At 37.9% G+C, this 20,571-nt stretch carries 14 protein-coding genes and 2 pseudogenes; 9 read left to right on the forward strand and 7 right to left on the reverse strand.

The genetic code is table 11. The annotated features are described in order from the left end of the window. A pseudogene (locus tag L652_RS01000000123890) lies at nt 1-2,245 on the reverse strand (TonB-dependent receptor); the annotation flags it as partial. Nucleotides 2,246-2,774: 529 nt separating this feature from the next. On the opposite strand from L652_RS01000000123890, the gene L652_RS0115030 reads away from it, so the two are divergent. Further along, complete coding sequence (locus L652_RS0115030; protein WP_024595041.1) at nt 2,775-5,081, forward strand: hypothetical protein; 2,307 nt, start codon at nt 2,775-2,777, stop codon at nt 5,079-5,081. A 310-nt stretch (nt 5,082-5,391) separates the two neighbouring features. On the opposite strand, the gene L652_RS0115035 is transcribed toward L652_RS0115030, so the two are convergent. Further along, nucleotides 5,392-6,093, reverse strand: coding sequence for a metallophosphoesterase (locus L652_RS0115035; RefSeq protein ID WP_024595040.1), 702 nt, complete (start codon nt 6,091-6,093; stop codon nt 5,392-5,394). 214 nt (nt 6,094-6,307) lie between these two features. Further along, nucleotides 6,308-6,556 carry a YfhL family 4Fe-4S dicluster ferredoxin gene (locus L652_RS0115040; RefSeq protein WP_024595039.1) on the reverse strand — a complete coding sequence of 83 codons (249 nt, stop codon included), beginning with the start codon at nt 6,554-6,556 and terminating at the stop codon, nt 6,308-6,310. 260 nt (nt 6,557-6,816) lie between these two features. On the opposite strand from L652_RS0115040, the gene L652_RS0115045 reads away from it, so the two are divergent. After that, complete coding sequence (locus L652_RS0115045; protein ID WP_024595038.1) at nt 6,817-8,487, forward strand: hypothetical protein; 1,671 nt, start codon at nt 6,817-6,819, stop codon at nt 8,485-8,487. A gap of 123 nt (nt 8,488-8,610) precedes the next feature. Beyond that, nucleotides 8,611-10,173, forward strand: a complete 1,563-nt coding sequence (locus tag L652_RS0115050; RefSeq protein ID WP_024595037.1) for a tyrosine-type recombinase/integrase — start codon at nt 8,611-8,613, stop codon at nt 10,171-10,173. A 42-nt stretch (nt 10,174-10,215) separates the two neighbouring features. Here L652_RS0115050 and L652_RS1000000125645 read toward each other — a convergent pair whose 3' ends face one another. Both L652_RS1000000125645 and L652_RS0115060 read right to left on the reverse strand, forming a co-directional pair. Then, entirely contained in the window at nt 10,216-10,344 is a 129-nt protein-coding gene (locus L652_RS1000000125645; protein ID WP_261765748.1) for a hypothetical protein, read from the reverse strand. A 41-nt stretch (nt 10,345-10,385) separates the two neighbouring features. Next, complete coding sequence (locus tag L652_RS0115060; protein ID WP_029770321.1) at nt 10,386-11,351, reverse strand: IS481 family transposase; 966 nt, start codon at nt 11,349-11,351, stop codon at nt 10,386-10,388. Between the two features lie 395 nt (nt 11,352-11,746). Here L652_RS0115060 and L652_RS0115065 point away from each other — a divergent pair, with 395 nt between their 5' ends. Continuing rightward, nucleotides 11,747-12,640 carry a LysR family transcriptional regulator gene (locus L652_RS0115065; protein WP_024594756.1) on the forward strand — a complete coding sequence of 298 codons (894 nt, stop codon included), beginning with the start codon at nt 11,747-11,749 and terminating at the stop codon, nt 12,638-12,640. A 34-nt stretch (nt 12,641-12,674) separates the two neighbouring features. Here the strand turns inward: L652_RS0115065 and L652_RS0115070 are convergent, their stop codons facing one another. Together L652_RS0115070 and yegQ are read right to left on the reverse strand one after the other, a co-directional pair. Then, complete coding sequence (locus L652_RS0115070; RefSeq protein ID WP_024594757.1) at nt 12,675-13,547, reverse strand: EamA family transporter; 873 nt, start codon at nt 13,545-13,547, stop codon at nt 12,675-12,677. A 224-nt stretch (nt 13,548-13,771) separates the two neighbouring features. After that, nucleotides 13,772-15,157 carry a tRNA 5-hydroxyuridine modification protein YegQ gene (gene yegQ / locus L652_RS0115075; RefSeq protein WP_024594758.1) on the reverse strand — a complete coding sequence of 462 codons (1,386 nt, stop codon included), beginning with the start codon at nt 15,155-15,157 and terminating at the stop codon, nt 13,772-13,774. Nucleotides 15,158-15,432: 275 nt separating this feature from the next. Here yegQ and ndk point away from each other — a divergent pair, with 275 nt between their 5' ends. The 5 genes and pseudogenes from ndk to L652_RS0115100 all read left to right on the forward strand — a co-directional run. Further along, complete coding sequence (ndk, locus tag L652_RS0115080) at nt 15,433-15,864, forward strand: nucleoside-diphosphate kinase (protein WP_002961288.1); 432 nt, start codon at nt 15,433-15,435, stop codon at nt 15,862-15,864. A gap of 170 nt (nt 15,865-16,034) precedes the next feature. Further along, entirely contained in the window at nt 16,035-17,165 is a 1,131-nt protein-coding gene (locus L652_RS0115085; RefSeq protein WP_002961289.1) for a bifunctional tRNA (adenosine(37)-C2)-methyltransferase TrmG/ribosomal RNA large subunit methyltransferase RlmN, read from the forward strand. 126 nt (nt 17,166-17,291) lie between these two features. After that, nucleotides 17,292-19,134: pseudogene (gene pilW / locus L652_RS01000000123895) on the forward strand (type IV pilus biogenesis/stability protein PilW). Continuing rightward, a complete protein-coding gene (locus L652_RS0115095) occupies nt 19,131-19,997 on the forward strand; it encodes a RodZ domain-containing protein (RefSeq protein WP_024594898.1) in 867 nt (288 codons plus the stop codon). The pseudogene pilW and the gene L652_RS0115095 overlap by 4 nt, the downstream one beginning before the upstream one ends. A 5-nt stretch (nt 19,998-20,002) precedes the next feature. Then, a partial coding sequence (locus L652_RS0115100) for a flavodoxin-dependent (E)-4-hydroxy-3-methylbut-2-enyl-diphosphate synthase (RefSeq protein ID WP_024603532.1) occupies nt 20,003-20,571 on the forward strand: 569 nt, incomplete at its 3' end.

A 20,571-nucleotide genomic window follows, 5' to 3' on the forward strand; every position in this document is an offset into this window, starting at 1 on the left:
CCACCGCTAAAACCTGGCTGTTCATTAAATGCAGCTCTATCATCTGCCCATTCATCCGATACAAATGTAATACGCTGCTGCGCACCTAAATCGCTGTAATCAGGACGAGACATTACTTTTGCGATTGCCCCACGAATAACTAAATCGTCGGTTGCATCCCACGCTATATTAAAGCTTGGCAAAACTTGAGTGTCTTTGTTTTGCTGAGTGACTAATTGATAGTCTTCTACAAAACGAGCGTCACCTGTTACTGGCTCACCTGTTTCATCATTTGTGTGATCTAATTGGTAGGTATATAAGTCAGTAGATGAAGTAAGTGTTTTTGTTTGCACAACACGCACACCCAAATTACCTCTGACTTCACTAAATTCAAAATCACCTTGTATATAAAAAGCCGATATTTTTTCTTCTATATCGTAAACAAAATTATCTTCAATGCGCGTATAAGGTACATAACTAGCAGTGACCATATCGCGGTATTTATTCCAGTCGATACTTGGCATTTGGTTTATATCAAAACCACCTGCAATATTATTCTCACTAGTAAATACATTTTGAGCTAATGGCATTCCACCATTCCACTGGTAGCTGTCAAAACGGGTAATACCTTGCTCACTTGCTTCCCCTGCAGCAATATCAAAATTTGGATCTAAAAAGAAGGTGTTGCCGGTTTCACGGTGAAGAGTTGAATTGCGGTATTTAGCACCGGTTTTAATTGTTTTTAAAAAGCCCCAATCAACATAAAAATCCACATCAGCTTGGTAGTAATCTTCTTCTAGCTCACTGCGTACAAAGCTTGAGTTTGAAGAGCCCGCATCACGACCACCTCCAACTCCATTTTGTAAATTAACTAATGTGTTAGGGTCGATATTAAGTGACACATTATTTTGATTGAGCGACCAGCCAGCCGTTTGAGCTGCGTTTTGAATAGTGGCTGNGCTGCGTTTTCGCCCGCGTTAGAACTTTTATACGCCGCTTCCCAGCTTTCTTCTGGGCCGCCCTCTGATTGTGTATTACCAATTACAAAGCGCGCTTTAAAATTATCACCTTCATAGGTTAAATTAAAATCAAAGGTATGGGAGGTAGATTCCTCACGTACGTAGCTGCCACGCATCCACGGAAATTGCATATCATTTTCGACACCACTTGCCATTGCATCGTATTGCATACCAGTAACAATAGTGCCCGACTCATCAAGATTTACATCCGTCAAAAAATCAGGATTTAAAGACCACTCTGGTATATCAATCACAGATTCTGTTCTGTCTTGCCCAAGTGTAAAACCAAAATAATTAAAGCCAAGCTCTAAACGATTTGTTGGTCGCCACTGGGAACTAAATTGAATCCCTTCGCGCTCACGTTTTTCGTTAAGAACAGAACCTCGAACAACTTGCGGAAACCAAACGCCATCGTAACTGTTGCCGTTTGCATCATTAATAGTATCCCAACCGTTATTGTTATCAACTGTATTACCATGTATATCTGTTGCTTGCCCAGTGCCAGTATAGCGCCATACATTAGCATCAGTACCGCCCGAAAGCGTTCTGTTTGTCCGTTCCTGATAGGTATAGCCAACTAATACACCAAAGTTTTCGTTGTCATTTTTCCATGAATATAAACCCGTAAACTGCGGTTCGTACTCTTTTGTAACATCAGCGTAAGTACTCTCTACATTAAATACACCTGAGTTTGCATCCATACTCAGAGGTTTTCGGCTATGCATTAATACAGTACCACCAACCCCACCTTCATCTAAGCGTGCTTCTGGCGATTTATAAACCTCTACGCTTTCAATCATTGAAGACGGTAACAAAGCATAATCAAACGAACGCGAAGGCTCCCCCGGGGAAGACGCAATAAAATTACCATTAAGTTGTGTAAAGGTAAGTTCTGACGATAAACCACGAATACTAACCGATGAACCTTCCCCGCCGTCACGCTCAATTACCACACCGGGTACACGCTGAAGTGAGTCTGCAACGTTTTTATCAGGGAACTTTCCAATGTCTTCCGCGGTAATGGCATCAACTACAGATTCCGACATACGTTTTACATCTAAGTTTTCGGCCATACTTGAACGGATACCACGTACTTCTATTACTTCCATATCTTCTTTATTATTAGTTATATCTGCGTAAGCTTTATTGCTGAAGCCTATTGCCGATAAAATAGAAATACAGAGTGTTGATTTGAATAGTTTGGGTGAAGCGTGTAGTGAGTTATTATTGTAGTTAAGTGCTGTCATGAAGAGTTCTATTCCATTGAAAACTGCTTATATTGATTCAAGCAAGTTAATTAATCATTTTGCTGCAATAAATTGACGAAAATATAAAATTTTTTGCCAATTTTATACAACCAAACTTAATCTTTTATTAACGGGAGCTTAAAATTAAATTAATCGCTTTGATAAATGATTACCTGTTTATAATTAACTTAAATTCAGAATAGTAAATCAATTTTAAGCACTAACCGACTGAAATATCTAGTTATTTAAATAAATACAGTTACATGAAGATATGCTGTGAGGATCTATTTTTTTAAAGTTAAGTGGCTCTTCTAAAAAACATAGACTAAGGTTAATTAAAAATTTTACTGTAAAAATATCAGATATCCAACCTCTAAATGGTTAGCTTTAATTATTACCAACATTCGGCTATATACTAAAAAAATCACTAAAGATAGCTCTTTTTTGTATCGCTATTTATTCAATGCTTTGTTTCCAATACTCAACTATTTGAATAAATATCCCTAAAAACTTTAATAGGAGCCTATTTATGAAAAGTAATATTAAACTGATCATCACTGCGTGTTTTTTCATTTGGTTTATTGGTGATAGTAACGCCAACAATGCAAAGTCTAACTTTGATCTAGACGGCAATGGTTTATATGATGACTTTGAACGCAATTTACTGCTTGATTTTCTCGGAAACCAGTACCCTGAAATCAAAGCTGATTACGACACTAATAATGATGGCAAAGTCACGGTGCTAGAGCAAACCACTGGTCGACTCCCACTATCGCTACGTATTCCGAAACGCGCAATTGATAGCACAATCAAAGTTACGTGGGCTTTAAACCTTTTTCCTGAGTGGCTTATGTCTGCTTATTTTCAAGAAGACACTGAAATAGGTAATGTAATAAATCATTCTTCGCGCGGGACAATTACAGCGAATGCAACACAAGCAAAGCTCTCCCTTCAACCATCCAAAACAAGAAAAAATAATGGTGTTGAATTTGCGGAGAACTCTGGGCAATATTTAATAATGCCAGGTCAGCGCGATGCTAGGTGGAATTACAGATGGATGCTTTTTACGTTTAGGATCGATGCTAATACAGGTGATAATGCTGAAACGATTTTATTAGATATTAACCATGGAGAAGGTTCAAATAAGTCATCTCCTAAAATCTGGTATAACAAAACAAACGGTCTAAGTATTCAGTATGTCGGTCTTAATAATAATGGTCTTGATAAACGGATTATGACAACTAAAAATGACGTGATTGCAGATGGTAAAACATGGAATGTTATTGTTGCTGGGATCCGCTATGGTCAAATGTTTGCCTCAGTAAATGGAACACCAATCTCTAGCGAAGCAATCCAACCTGATCGCTTTTCAGGCGAATGGATTAGCAATACTTCCTCATACATTGGCGATAAGGATATTGGTAATATGGCTTGGGCATATGATTCACTAGTCTTTGGTTTGACAGAACCATCAGAAGCAATGGTTCAAAAAATGACTGGCTGGGCGGCTTATCGTCTAAGTACGAATCAATCGTTATTTAGTAACGGAATATCTTCAATTGATCTGCCAAACGAACACCCATATAAAAATATTAGACCTACAATGGATGCTGAAGACTTCCCTTATCGCTATATTCATAATGAAAAAGAATGGACAGCTTGGGGGAGCTCTATTGATAGAGCTGAAGTGCGCATTAATGGTGGTGGAGAACGTGTACCTACAGACGACTTTGAAAGAGTATTTTATGATGACTTTCGTAATAACCGAGTAAAAGCGAGTTTTAGTGGTGAATCTGACCTTTGGTCTGCCCCTGGGTTTAATCCGGCAGTTGGAGCGAGCGCTCAGCTGATGCCTCCTAGTGAAACATTTAATGTTTATCCCCACAATAAAGATGAAAAAAAGCAATCTCTTTTACTACGAAAACAAAACGAAAGATGGAAAGCGAGTGCTTTTTATAGCGTGAATGATCTTGGGCATGGCTATACTTGGACTGGGCCAAAAATTTTTCGAATTCGTAGTATGCTTCCTAAAATAGACAAAAATGATTTGCCTGGAGGGTTATTTCCAGCATTTTGGTCTTATAATCCTGATTTTTTGTTTTGGCGAACAGCAAACCGCATCGAAGTAGATTGGTTTGAATTCGATGGAAAAAATGGAGCTTGGTTAAACGGACTTTCTTCTCATTACCACTATGCTCACGTACCAAACATATTTGCAAAAGATGACTCTAGTTATAAAAGTTACAAAGCATATTGGGGGGAACTGACGGAGCAAAAAAGCAAAATTGAAGGTGGTCTTGAATTTTGGGATGGACAATACCATACCTGGGAATTTGTTATTGATAATGACATGACTTATATAAATGTGACTATTAAAGATGAAGCTGGGAATGATAGGTGGGTTGAAGTTGGTCGTGTGCCAACCGCACCAACTTATCTTGAAAGGCTTGATTTGCAACTTGACTATGCGCTTAGGTCTTACGATGGCAATCCGACGAGCGATCAAGAAAGCTTCACCATAGATTCTATTGAAGTACTACAAAAAACATCAGACATAATAAATATCCCAAAACCATTTGTCAGTAAGCCAATTATTACAGGGGAAAAAGCTGTTGGTGAAACAATAACTTGCCAAGCTAATTTACAAGATATTACAGATATTCGTTATTATTGGTTTGCTGATGGTTATCCGTTAACATACAGAGCTACTAATACTTACGATATTACCAGTGAAGAGTCTGGGAAAGAAATTCGCTGTATGGTAAAAGCGGTTGGCGCACTTAACATGCCAGAAGCTTGGACAGAGAAAGTAGCTATAGCAGAACAATATAAATGACGTATGGGTTACAACGGAGCTTGTATATTTACTTACACAAAATAAATAGCTCCTTCAGTAAAATTTAACCATTAAAGAACTACCATTCTTTACTGGTTAAATTTTTCAAACTGGGGATAATTTAATCTTTGTAAAAAGTAAAAACCACCCCAAAAAAGCTTGTACCGCAGCTATTCGATATCTATATAGTTATAATTTTCTAATCATTTGCTTAAAGTACATATCCACGCTTGGCATCTTTAGTATTGTGCAAAAAAAGTACTTTACTGAAAATTAACTTATATGAGGTCAACAACCTACGAACTTTATACTACTTCTCTAATTTATTAATAACATCAGAGAGTTCTAAGAGTGTAGGCTTTCCACCATAATAATTGGTATCTATGTGATAGCTATTACCCACCCAAAAAGGCGCTTTAGTTGAGTTATGTCCATGTATTGAAAAGTCGACTCCATGACTTTTAACTACCTGATCTAGTTTAACTACTTCGCGATCCCACAATAAAGATTGCACAATTAGCGATTTATCATCAGGGTAATTTTCCCAATCCCACGATTGTGCAAATGTATGAGACAACCCAATTTTACAACCACGATACTCAAGTACTATTGAAAGCGGTTTAGTTAGTAACTCATCGCACATAACACTGAGCTTTTCACTTGATACCGACTTGTGCCAATTACCACCATTATCAGTCCATAATTTAAAAGCCGCTTTATCATTACTTAATAATGATTCCAACATTAAATGCTCATGATTACCTAATATCATACATGCCCTAATGGCTTGTAAGTATGTAAATAAGTCATATGTTTTATCCCCGCGATCAACAAAATCGCCTAGGCAAAACAAAGTATCTCTTTCAGGGTCAAAATTTACGTTATTAAGTGCGTTTTTTAAGGCAGGTAAATCACCATCAAGATCGCCAATTACAAATACTCGGCACTCATCATTAATAAATATTGTTCGTTTTGAAGATACAGCCTGAATAGCGTTAATACCTATATCCAAAATAGACTCCTATAGAATGCAATCTAAAACTTAGATTAATACTTGAGTTTATAAAGCCTTAAGGTAACACAATATAGTTGATAATTAATGAAGGTAATGAGATTTGATTGAAACTAAAAATGCATGACAGAGGACCTTAGCTACAACCTAAATAATTAATGTAAGTAGTGTTTTTAGCCTAAATTAAAAGCTGCTTAGCAAAATACCTGACGAGTTATTTGCCAGTTACCCGCACAAATTTTTCTGCTAGTTCGTCCAAAGTTTCACGCTTATTCGGATCGGGCTTTATGCAGTCAATAGGGCAAACACTTACGCAAGTAGGTTTATCATAATGCCCTACACACTCTGTACATTTGTTTGCATCTATTTGGTATATTTTAGCGCCCATATAAATAGCCTCATTAGGGCATTCTGGGTCACACATATCGCAGTTAATGCATTTACTATTTATGAGTAAAGCCACTTTCTAACCTTTAAAATTAAAGTTTATATAAAACAAAAAGATAAGTAAAAACAAAGGTGTGTGAAGGCTAACTTTTGTGCAGTTCTAGTTTAATAAAAAACCGCTATTTTTCATTAAATCGTAACACAAATTAGTAACACAAATTTTTATTTTTGGGTGTAAATTACAGCCGCGAATTATGCCTATTTTTCTCTGTTGCTTTGTTGATCTCAATCAATAAAAATCGCCGCAAGGCCTTTATTTATATAGGTTTAATCAAAGTGAAAAAATCATTATCAACGCTTACCAAAGCTCAATACACGAAAGCGAAACTAGAATGGAAGCAACTTAAATCGCCATTTTCTATGCAGCACATAAATCGCTGTGTTATTTTGGCCTCTCAAATCATCTTTTTTGAGGAAAAAGAAAAATTAAAACAAGAGGTTAAGAAGCAAGATACAAAGCGATTATCGAAATATGAGGCACAACACAATCTTCGTCTTATATTTACCCTATCTGGAACAGTCTCTTTTTACTCAGCTTTCCCTAAATCATCTGGCATAGCTAATACCAAGTTAGGTGAAGCACCTGAATTAACAATAGCAAAAGCGCGTAAGCTCACTGAACAAATGAAATATGGCATTTTAAATAATCATAATATTAAAACAGTGTTTGATGCTTATGAACAAAGCCTAATAGAGCGCCATAACAACGCACCCACCAAGTTTGCAGCTTCATCGCTCAGAACATATCAATGTAGAATAAAAAAGCTTAGACATCATTTTCCGCTTAAGCGTGCATTCCAGTCTCTTACAGCTGGAGAGTTAGAAAAGATTGTAGATTTAATTATCAAGACGGAGTCCAATAACCAGGCAATCGAGCTTTTTGCACAGATTAGAAGAGTATGGCGATTTGCCAAAAACAAATTTAACTCAGGTAAAAACCCAGCAGCTGATATCGATGACTTTTACGTATCTGACCGTGTAGAAAGCCCTCGTCCTTGCCAAGTTTATACAGACTTAGATTCGATAGCTGAATTATGGATAAACCTCGCAGCAGCCCCTAATGTGCATCAGAAAAATGCTGCTCGATTTATGATATTAACAGGCATACGCCCTATCAATATTCCACAAATGAAGTGGGAGTGGCTCAATAGTATCGACTTCCCAACATTAATTACCTTTCCGGCATCTGTTGTCGGAGTTCGTGGAGAAATGAAAAACCAAAAAGAATATAAGCTGCCCTTAACCAAAGCCATGCGCGCCATTATTTTAGAACAAAGAGCCTGGATGGAAAATGCGCTCCCTAACTGTAACCCTGTTCACATATTTCTTCAGCCTCGCGATCTTAACAAACCATTTGCTAAAAGGTCGCTGGACAAAATCATCAAAGATTACTCCCCTGTTGATGCAGTAAAAGGAGATAAAAGAAACATTGTAATGAAAGGATCTGCGGGTGCATTTTGCACAATGTGCCGAAGCTTTTTTAAATCCAACGCAAAAGCGATTATGGTTGCCAACGGCTATCATTTTAAACACGCAGAGGAACTCACCAGACTCGCGCTTCATCACCTCAGAAAAGAGGACGATCCAAACGGCTTGAATTATGATAAATCTGAAGAGCTATTTGGCACTTCAACAAAGCTCAAATTTAATGTATTCAAAATTCATGAAGCCAGTATTTTAAAAAGAGCGAAAGAACTCGAAAGCCAACAACTCAGACTTACAGGTATGCAAAGTAAACAAGCTAAAAACCTAAAAGAAAATAACGATAAAAAAGCCTTGAGAGATAGAATTAAAGCTCATTTAGTTCACAAAGGCAGTTATGTAAACTTCATTAATCAGCCACTTGGTGATACGGGCAGAGTAGCAAAAGATTTGATCTTAACCGAAGAAGGAAGAGCTGTCGTTGAGAGATATTTAAGTGACCAAGCCAAAGCAAAAAATAATTAAAAAAAGTTTAATTTGGACTTACCAAAGTTTTTGTAAAAAAAATTAATTTCATATCATTGCCTTATTAGAGCGATACCTCATCAATTATTTGATGATTTTAACTTTTTTAAGGTTTTTATATTAATGGCAACATCAGTATTAAATTCAGTAAAACCATGTGAGGTCACGATTAAAAGTCGTGACCTTTGCATGGCTGAATTTAATGCATTTAAGCCACCGTACAATGACGAGTCAATGGAAGAGCTAGCCAGTCTTGCGACTATTATATTGGCGCAAGAAAAAGGAAGAAGACTTTCAAAGTATCAACTTAAAGATCAAATAAGAATTGTCTTCCAGCATGATGGCATTATTAAATTTTTTACTCATTTTAAAAAAGAACATGGCATAAAAAATATCAAGCTTGGTGATTCTAATGATATGAGTTTTTCAGCAGCGAAATTAAAAGCGGCCGAAATATACAAAAAGAACACTTCTGATTACACATTCGAATTTGTAGTATGTAAACAAATAGAAAACTTACAGGCAATAAATAAACATAGCCCTAGCAAGTTAGCTGAAACCACAGTAACAACTTACAGCTCTTACCTTAATGCAATTCAAAATGCATTTGGTAAAAATACGTTATTTCAGACTATTACGCCTGAGATAATAGAAACCACGCTTGACCAACTACTAACAGAGAAAAGTGGTCCGCATGTGGCTAAGCAATTCGAGCAGATGAAAAAACTGTGGGTGTTCGCAAAAAATAAATATAATAACGGCGATAATCCATTCCTAGAAGTAGATAAAAATTATATATCTTCTCGAACGGCGAAGCCTATTCCTTGTAAGGCATATACTGATATATCTCTAATTTCTCAGCTATACATAAACCTAAAAACAGCTAAAAATAATACATTAATAAATGCTGTTCTGTTGATGATGTTTACAGGGCTAAGGCCTATAAATATTTGCAACCTACGTCTATCGTATATAAATGATTTAAATAATCCTAAATTTTTAACGTTTCCTGAAACAACCCATACCACTCGCGGTGCTATGAAAAACCAAAAAGAGTTTAAAATACAACTCACACCCGAGATGAAAAAAGCGATACAACAAGAATTAAAATTAAACCCAGACATAAACCGCACCTACTTATTTTGCAAGGTTAAAGACGACTCAAAACCCATTAGTAAAGAGAGTTTAAACCGAGCACTTAAGTATCATGCGCCAAAAGACATGGTCGTGGCCTCGCGAGATAACATAAATATAAAAGGCTCTGCCGGAGCATATCCAACACTACTTCGCAGCTTCTTAAAATCGCACATGAAAGAAGTGCTAACTAAAAAAATTGGGTCATCAACAATTGCTGAAATTGAGTCTAAAAAAATGCTCCATCACTCTGTTTTAGAGCACGATCCAATGAGTAAACATTATGACCACTCGAATAAAATATATAACACTGATATTAAAGCACTTTATAAAAACTTTTCCCTATTTGAGAAGGAAATACTTAAAGAAGTAAAAATACAGGCTAAGTTAAAAAACAAAACGACTAAAAAATCATTTTTAAAATTAGATTATTCAAATAATTTCATCGCCAAAGTCAAAAGCACAATAAGTGCTTATTCCACTATCTGGGGTAATATAGTTCAGCAAACCCAAAAGCTTAAAAAGAGCCGCCCTTTGCAAATATTAGAGTAGCGCTTACATATTGCAATACAACTTTTTCTTTGCTTACAAAACCTATAAAGAGCTTTTACTAGGTGGTGCAGATTGATTTCTTATAAAAGCAGGGATATCAAAAATATCAGATGCTTTTGGCTTAGTGGCGACTACTTTAGAGCTTGACTCATTTGTAGTGTCATCAAGCATTGATGCCTAGCCAGTAAATTAATTTGTGTGATTCATAGACATCATTTCACTTTTCGTAGTTGGAGATCACGCTGATAATTCGATAACTGAATGCGTTCATTTTCAGTTTCGTAGTTAGCGTGAACGTCTTCCCAAAGCGGTGTTTTTTCAAGCCGTTCACATACAACATCCATTGGAGTTTTACCTTTGAATGAGCCGTGAGCGCGTTGCCAATTGTAGTAATGCTGCCACTCAGGTAACGTTTCATTTTTGAGTTCGTCCAAATCCAAATTAACGGTCGAATAAAACTCTTCCTTATCAGTTCTTTGTGACCTTTCAACTTTGCCATTTAAGTGAGGAGAGCCTGGCTTATTGGGGCGAAATTTAATGCCATGCTCCATCAATTTGAGCTGTACTTTTTCAGCAAAAAACTCCGTTCCGCGATCAGTTTGAACTCGCTGTATCGGGAATGGCATTTCTTCTATTACCTTATCGATGAAGGTAAGAGTATTGGCTGCCGTTCTACGCTTAAAAACGTCCAACACGCGATATCTAGAGCAATCATCAACAGCAGTATATTGATAAATCCCTGGTGCAATTTTACATGTATCCATCTGAACTCGGTCACCAGGAATAGGTCTTTGGTATCGAATGAAGTCTTTTTTCTTCCGCTGAAAAACTATTGGTTTTACCTCATGTTTGGTCAGCACTTTGTGAATTGAAGCAAGCGATAGCTGAAAATTATGCTCGCGAAGAAGCTCATTTTGAATTCTTCTGGCACCAAGTTTTCTATTTTTTCTGAGTTTAAGAATCCACTCTTCAATTCGATTATTAATTTTAGTGTTTGGGGAGCTGTGCGGGCGTCTAGAAACGTCCTGTAGGCCGTCTAGTCCCTTCTCTTTGTATCGCTTATACCACTTTCGAAGAGTGGGCCTAGAAATTCCACACCGACGACAAACTAGGCCCGCATTATTAGTTTTTTCGTAAAGCTCAATCCACTTTAAACGTTGTTTAATTTCTTTGTTCATAGCGTCATAGTATATTGAAACGATCTCTTGAATCACACATCTAAATTATAAAAATGAGGCTCTATTATTGTGTAGAGCCTCGAATTGTTCTATAGGTACTCACCTAAAAAGACGACTTATTAATTCACTTAATTAAATAAAGCACTCAATGTAAATCTATTTACAATGGCTTTAACAAATATGACTTAAAACTACTTTTAATTAATTTGCTGAACAGATTAAGTTACGTTATTTACCAGTGCTTTTATTTTAAGGTCATGAAATCAAAGTTATATAAAATTTGATTGCCTAATTTCAGTTCTCCCCCCTTTAATCTCTAATGAAATATTAAGGCGCCGCTGTTAGTATTAAACAACATAATCAATAATTAAGTCTTAATATGATAAGTGGTTTTGATGGCAGCTAGTTATTCTCTTGATGATTTACGTTACTTTTGCACCATAGTAAAACTAGGTAGCTTTAAAAAAGCATCCATAAACCTTGGTATGTCACTATCAACCTTAAGCCGTAGAATACGTTTATTAGAGCAAGCCCTTCAATTAACGTTACTAAATCGAGATGCTCATCGGGTAACACTTACGCATACTGGCGAATTATATTACGACCGCTACCGCAAGTTATTTGACGAAGTAGAGTGTATTGAGCAAGCCCTTTGTGATGAAAAAGACCAACCTAAAGGGAAAATTAGGATCTGTGCCCCCATTTACATGGGTAAACATTTTTTAAGTCCTATTTTTTGTGATTTTTTACTGCAGTATCCCGATATTCAACTAGATTTACGCTTTTCAAATAATCTTATTGATATTGAAAAAGAAGGGATTGATATCGCGTTTAGAATAAGAAACCCAGCCATTGATAACTGGGTTATTAGAGAACTTAAGCTTACTCATAACCTGCTGTGTGCTCACCCAAACTATGCTCATCATCCCATCACTCATCCGGAGCAATTAGAAGAACACCCAAAAGTTACGTGCGTTGGGTTAGTTCCGTGGCAGTTAAAAAATCAGCAAACGAGTGAAGAATACAGTTTTAATCCAAACACGCATGTCCGGTTAGAAGTTGATGAAATTCAAATGATGAAACAAGCCGTTGAGTCTGGTGTAGGCATTAGCTACATTCCTGATTATATAGCATTGCCTCTTATTGAAGCCACAAAGCTTAAACGTATTCTTCCTGACTGGCAAAGTGAAGGGCAGCCATTTTCTATGCTTTATCGCGACAGAAAACAAGTATCTTATCGGGTACGACTATTAATAGAGCATACATTGCAACACTTCAACGAAAAGTAGCAATGTATGCTTTTAAAAGGAAAGCTTTAAACGTTTAAAAACTAAGCCTAAGTACAATTACACCTAAAAATGCTGTTGCTAATCCTATCACTTCTTGGCGGGTAAAAGACTCTTTTAGAATGATGCGTGAGTAGAGCAAAATAATTAAAATGTTCATCCCTGAAATTGCCGAAACGAGCCCTGTATTACCAATTGCAAAAGCCGATATTATTGCCACCATACCTGCCACGTTTGTTAATCCAATCAGTAACCCGCATGAAAATGTTTTACTCGCAGACCAATACCCTTGAGAAGTGCCTTGCTCTGCTAGCATTTTTTTACGCTTTACTAACCAACTAACAGCAAAAAGAAAACTACCAAAACCAAACATAGACGTTAGCGTTGCAAACGTATCGGCCTCAAGAAGTGTTGATTGCTTACCCATTAAATCATTAAATGCAAAGGCAAGTGCAGCGAGTAATCCCCATTGCGCACCTTGTAGGTTGTTCAACGAAATATCGCTTGAATAACGAATGATATAAAGGCCACCAAAAATAATGAAAAAGCCAATTAATTGAATTGTTGTTAAGGTCTCCTGCCACAATAAAAAAGCAAATAAAAGGACAAACAAAGGCGTCAATCCTGATAAAATACTAATTAAAGAGGCTTTACCAACCGAAAACCCCTTATGCAACAAACCATTAGCAGCAAAAGAGCCAAAACCTAACGCTAGCCCAACCGTAATCTCTGCCCAGCCATACCATGTATGTTCAAATACCACAGTACCTAGCGCACTAATAACAAATCCTACAAAAAATACACCGAATAATAATAAGTTACGGTTAATCTTTTTCTGCGACGTCCATTGATACAACACTCCTCGGGCACCAAAAAAAACGGTTGCGAGTAATGCAAAAATTATCCACATACAAAAATGATTCCTTTAAAAAGTAATGGGGTAACAGTGAGGAGCGATTTAACAACACGTGTTAAGTACGAATATCCATTATATTCGCTTTTAAAATTTTATAAATAAGTATTAATGATAAGATAAATTCCATAAATGGTATTTAAAAAATAGCAGATGAAGATATAACTGCTCAGCGTCACTCTATTTAATAAAATAGCTTTGAGCAGTTATTAGAGTGGATCCTAACTGACCTTTTTGAACGGATTACGGGTATCTTGGTGCGCGTCTAGATTACGCATTAAAATAGCGTGATCTAAGTTAATGCCCTCATCTAGCTGGATTTTTACAATGTGACCAGAACCTTTAGCATCGCTAATACTTTTGCCTCTTTTGTTTTCCATATATTCAAGCGTAAAAGTAAAGTTACCTTGTGGTGTCATAAGCTCTAAAGAGTGACCAGTACAAAATTTATTTTTAACGTCTATTTCAACTAATCCATTTTCGCAGCGCCCAAGTACTTCACCCACAAATTGCTGCTTAGTTGATACAGAGTGACCGTATTCATAGTTTTGATAATCTTGGTGGGCATGGCGTTTTAAAAAGCCTTCGGTATAACCACGATGCGCCAAGTTTTCTAATGTTTTAAATAAGCTAGTATCAAATGGTTTACCAGAAGCCGCATCATCTATTGCTTTACGATAAACTTGTGCGGTGCGCGCTACATAATAAAATGACTTAGTACGCCCTTCTATTTTTAAACTATGTACCCCCATTTTTGTTAACTGCTCTACGTATTGCACAGCGCGTAAATCTTTGGAATTCATAATATACGTGCCGTGTTCATCCTCAAACGCAGGCATATACTCACCAGGGCGACCTTGTTCCTCTAGAATAAATACATCGTTGCTTGGCGCGCCTTCACCCAGTGTAGGAATCACTTGTTTGGGGTCAATTTTATGTACCGTTTCGCCAGTTTCGTTCTCAACACCAGGTTTTACATCGTAATCCCAGCGACATGCATTAGTACACGTGCCTTGATTTGGATCGCGCTTATTTATGTAACCAGAGAGCAAACAACGCCCCGAATACGCCATACACAGTGCACCATGAACAAATACTTCAAGTTCGGTGTCTGGGCAGAGTGTGCGTATTTCGGTTATTTCTTCGAGCGACAGCTCTCTTGATAAAATAACCCGTTCGATCCCCTGCTTTGCCCAAAATTGTACACTCGCGTAATTTACCGCATTTGCCTGTACTGATAAGTGAATTGGCATCGCAGGCCATTTTTCACGAACAAGCATAATTAAACCAGGGTCCGACATAATCAGCGCATCGGGCTGCATCGCAATAACTGGCTCTATATCACGTAAATACGATTTAACTTTAGCGTTATGCGGCGCAATATTAGACACCACATAAAACTTTTTATTTTGCCCATGCGCCTCACTAATGCCTATTTGCAGGGTCTCTAGGTCAAACTCATTATTACGCACACGCAAACTATAACGAGGCTGCCCCGCATAAACCGCATCTGCGCCATAAGCAAACGCGTAGCGCATGTTTTTTAAACTGCCTGCGGGGCATAATAATTCAGGAATAAAAGGCATTGAAGAAATAACGGGTAACATGTGCGCTCCATACATCGAACTGGGTTTAAACCAGTTGCATGAGTTTTACCAATTTGATTGAAAAATTAAGCATTAATCCAGTGAAATTGGTGTTATTGAAAAATACATAAACACAAGCGCAGCAGTATAAATATGGCTAATAATTTAAATTTGATCGAGATCATAAAACAGCAATCAAACTGGTTTTTAATAAAATTAGGATTTTTCACTTAAAACGCGTATAATTCGCGCCCGTTAATATTCACACTTTTACTTAAAATTATTGGAGCATAAAGATGGCTTTAGAGCGTACTTTCTCAATCGTAAAACCTGATGCAGTTGCTAAAAACCACATTGGCGCTATCTACAACCGTTTCGAAACTGCTGGCCTTAAAATCGTTGCAGCTAAAATGGTTCACCTTTCACAAGAGAAAGCTGAAGGTTTCTACGCAGAACATAGCGAACGTCCTTTCTTTGGCGCTTTAGTATCTTTCATGACATCTGGTCCAGTAATGGTTACAGTTCTTGAAGGCGAAAACGCTGTTCTTAAAAACCGTGAAATCATGGGTGCTACTAACCCTGCTGAAGCATTAGCTGGCACTTTACGTGCAGACTACGCTGATAGCATCGACGAAAACGCTGTTCACGGTTCTGATGCTGTTGAATCTGCTGCTCGCGAAATCGCGTACTTCTTCGCTGACGAAGAGCTTTGTTCACGTACTCGTTAATTCGAATTCGTTAACAAAATGAAAAGGGCTTTCGGGCCCTTTTTTAGTCATTACGCAAAGTATCCATAAGTGCATTTTTTGATATTTTACTTAATGATTAAAGTGAGTGAATTGTGTACAATTCGTCCTCGTAAATTTTTATCTCCACCGTCACCGATTGAGGTTGTTTCATGACCGAGCAAAAAAAGATTAACTTATTAGATTTAAACCGAGATGCAATGCGCGAGCTATTTGCATCGTTCGGTGAAAAGCCGTTTCGTAGTGACCAGGTGATGAAATGGATTTATCATTTTGGCGTAGATAACTTCGACGAAATGACTAACGTAAATAAAAAGCTTAAAGAAAAGCTTAAAGCTGAGTGCGAAATTGTAGCGCCAGAAATAACAGTTCGCCAACAAGCAAGCGACGGCACTATTAAGTACGCGCTTATTCTTGAAGGCGGCCAAGAAGTAGAAGCCGTTTGGATCCCTGAAAAAGAGCGCGCTACGTTATGTGTATCATCACAAGTGGGTTGTGCGCTTGAATGTACTTTTTGTTCTACTGCTCAACAAGGCTTTAACCGTAACTTAAAAGTATCTGAAATTATTGGCCAAGTTTGGCGTGTAGCTAAAGATATAGGCCTTGATGGTCATAGCGAAAAGCGCCCAGTGACTAATGTTGTAATGATGGGTATGGGCGAGCCTTTACTTAATCTTAAAAACGTAGTGCCAGCAATGGAACTAATGATGGACGATTGGGGCTTTGGTTTATCTAAGCGCCGCGTAACATTAAGTACGTCAGGCGTTGTACCTGCTCTTGATTTACTAAAAGAAAAAATTGACGTAGCACTGGCTATATCTCTTCACGCACCCGATAACGCACTGCGTGATATTTTAGTGCCTGTTAATAAAAAGTACCCTATTGAAGAGTTTTTAGCGGCATGTCGTCGTTATATCGACGGTTCAAAAGCTAATAAAGACGTAACTGTTGAATACGTTATGCTTAATGGCATTAACGACAGCACTGACCAAGCGCATGCATTAGTACAAACGTTAAAAGGCACACCGTCTAAGGTAAACCTTATTCCGTTTAACCCGTTCCCGGGTAACGAGTACACACGCTCAAGTAATAGCCGTATCGACCGTTTTTCAAAAGTACTACAAGCTGCAGGTGTAACCTGTATTGTGCGCCGTACTCGCGGTGATGATATTGACGCAGCTTGCGGTCAATTAGTCGGTGACGTAGTTGACCGTACTAAACGCTTAGCTAAAAAGAAAATCCGTGACGATAACGCGATTGCCGTTAATATCCACCAAGCATAATCTGTAACAGCCTTATATGAATAAGCCATATAAGGCTGTTAAGTTGTTTATTTTTAAATAAATGATGCAAGAGTAAAGCTTTTAGGTAAGATAGGCGACATGGACTAAAAATAAAGAGATAAGGTAATGCGATCTATACTTGCTATAACACTATCAACACTTGCCCTAAGTGGCTGTGTGAGCGAAAGTAGTTATAACGGCAGTAATAAACCCGTCGTCGAAAATAAAGTTAATAATACTGGCGCAGCACGAACACGAATTGCTTTAGCCCTACAGTATTTAAAAACGGGTAATAATTCTCAAGCCAAATACAATTTAGAACGTGCAGCAGCATTTGCTCCTGACTTACCTGAAGTACATTACTCTCTTGCTTATTACTACCAACAAGTGGGCGAAAATCCGCTAGCAGATAAAGCCTACCAAAAAGCACTTGAAATCAAGCCAGACGATCCTAACACCCTCAATAACTACGGTGTGTTTTTATGTGGTATTGATGAATACGATCGTGCAACTGATCAATTTTTAAAAGCTATTGAAGTACCAAGTTATATTCGCGTTGCCGAAAGCTACGAAAATTTAGCCTTGTGTGCTATTGAATTTGATGATTTTGAAAATGCAGAAAGCTACTTTCAACAGGCACTTAATCACAGCTCTCAGCGAACATCTACATTAATTAGCTTAGCCGCACTGTATTACGCTAAAAGTGACTTGTACAAAGCCAGTGAACTTTTAAAACGCTATGAAAGTTCGGGCCGAGTATCTTCTCGCGCATTAATGCTTAGCTATCTTGTAAAAAACCGAATGGGCAGAATTGAAGAAGCTGAAAAAATTTCCAACACTATTTTGCAAACTTACTCTACCAGCAACGAAGCCTACGCGTTAAAAGAGAAAAGAACACGTTTTAATGAGTTTGAAATACTGCGAGAAAAATACCGTAAAGCGCAGTTAAAAGAACTAAAAAATGACGCAAGCGGTGCGCACGTTAGTTCAAAACCAAAAATAAAAGTTATAAGAAAGAAGCGTTCCTCAGAGGACGGTTCAACAAGCTTGGTAACAAACAACGAGCAAAAAACAGATAAAAAGCTCGCAACAGCAAATAACCAAGATGTAAATCCAGTTATAGCAAGAGAAGAGCAAGCTCAAGCATTGCCAAATACGCTCAGTACGCAAGCCGACGAGGCAACCGTAATAGCAAAACAAGTAACGACCCAAAAAGAAGAAGCTCCTAAAGTCGTCGCGCCAAGCAATCCTACCGATACATCGGCTGNCTGTTATGTTTGCACTTACTACTGAGCACGACTCTGCAGATTCTATAGTAGCAGCGCCTGAAAAAGCACAGCCCGTTTTAGAACCTAAAAAAGAAGTTATAGCGACAAAACAACCGGCTAAAGCCGATGACGAGGTAACAATAATCTCGTTTGGCGCACCTAAAACAGGCCAGTTTAATTCGCAGCAAACTAGTAACTACAGTAATTCTGCACCTGCAGTTACAAATCAAAAAAACAGTAGCGACGTGGTATTCTACGAAGCGACTAAAAACACAACCGTTTTTGAAAACAGCAACTATCAAAATAATGCTGATATTGAATTTAAAAGCTACGAAGCAGTGCAAAAAACTGAGCTTCCAATGCTTAATCCTAAAGTATCGCCTTTACGCGTGCCATTTCATGTAATTGCTGTTGGCGAAAACCTATTTAGCATTTCGGTGCGATACAATGTTAAACTACAAAAACTCCTGCAATGGAATGGTTTAAAAGAGTCGGATCGGGTAATGAATGGAAGTAAAATATACCTAAACGATCCTAATATTTATTACGAAATTAAAGCTGGTGATTCCCTTTACGATATAGCTACCCAGCGGCATGTATTAATTGATGAATTAATGCGATGGAATAAATTAAGTCCTGATATAGCATTAAAACCAGGGCACAGACTTTTACTAGTGGATCCAGACTCATACACATTATGAATGAAGAAAATACGCAAACACAGAGCGAACAGCCAACTGTAGGCCAAATACTAAAAAATCATAGAGAGCAAGCAAACGTTAGTATCGCAACTATCGCTGCACCGTTAAAGCTGTCTGAACTTCAAATTAAACGCCTTGAAAATGATGAATTTGCGTTACTAGGCCCTATCACTTTTGTTAAAGGTTATATAAAAAATTATTGCCGTGAATTAAAAGTCGATAGCGCACCTATATTAGCAATGATGCCGGCCCCACCAGAGCCGACCAAGCCCGCTAATATGCAAAGCTTTTCGCGCCGAACAGAAAAAGAAGCAAGCGACAGCCGTTTAATGTTTTTTAGTTATTTAATTTTAGCGATTGTTATTGGCTCATCTGCTTTATGGTTTTGGCAAAACGCCACCCCCATTGAAGAGCAAACCAGTAAAATAAACGTTGCCAACTCAATAATGAGTGAACGACAAGCAGCTCAACCCAGTATTTTACAGCAACAGCGACAAGCCGAAATTAACGACGAATCACTATTAGAATCAAAAGATACGCTTGAAACATCAACAAGCTCAGAAGCCGTTACAGAAACGGCTCCTATTACATCTAACAACGAAAGCCAAGAAGATGCTAGCAGTACAATTGTTATGAACTTTAACGGCGAAAGTTGGGTTGAAATTTACGATGGCGAAGGCGAAAAAATAGCATTCGGCGTTAAAAAAGCAGGCTACATTATGACCGTAAGCGGAACGCCTCCTTTTTCAGTTGTGCTTGGTAAGCATGACGCTGTAGACATTACTTTAAACGGCGAACCTGTAGATGTTTCTGCATTTCCTAAAAACCGTTTAGCCAAATTTACATTACCACTAGCAGAGTAGTCGCTATGTTTTCAGAATCCCCAATTAAACGCAGAAAATCCACCCGTATCAATGTAGGTAACGTCCCTATTGGTGACGGCGCCCCTATTGCTGTGCAATCAATGACCAACACCGACACCATGGATGTTGATGCAACCGTTGCACAAATTCAGGCAATACAAGATGCAGGTGCTGACATAGTGCGTGTATCAGTACCAACTATGGACGCAGCTGAAGCGTTTAAAAGTATAAAAGAGCAGGTGACTATTCCGCTAGTAGCCGATATTCACTTTGATTACCGTATAGCCTTAAAAGTGGCAAAATACGGCGTAGATTGTTTGCGCATAAACCCAGGTAATATAGGTAGTGAAGAGCGTATCAGAGCTGTGGTCGATTCTGCTCGCGAGCATAACATTCCTATTCGTATTGGTGTAAATGGCGGCTCACTTGAGCGCGACTTACAAGAAAAATACGGCGAGCCTACACCTGAAGCCTTATTAGAATCAGCAATGCGCCATGTAGATATATTACGCCGCCTTGATTTTGACCAATTTAAAATATCGGTAAAAGCATCAGACGTATTTTTAGCGGTAGG

Source organism: Pseudoalteromonas sp. TB25 (assembly GCF_000497995.1).
Classification (GTDB): Bacteria; Pseudomonadota; Gammaproteobacteria; order Enterobacterales; family Alteromonadaceae; genus Pseudoalteromonas; species Pseudoalteromonas distincta.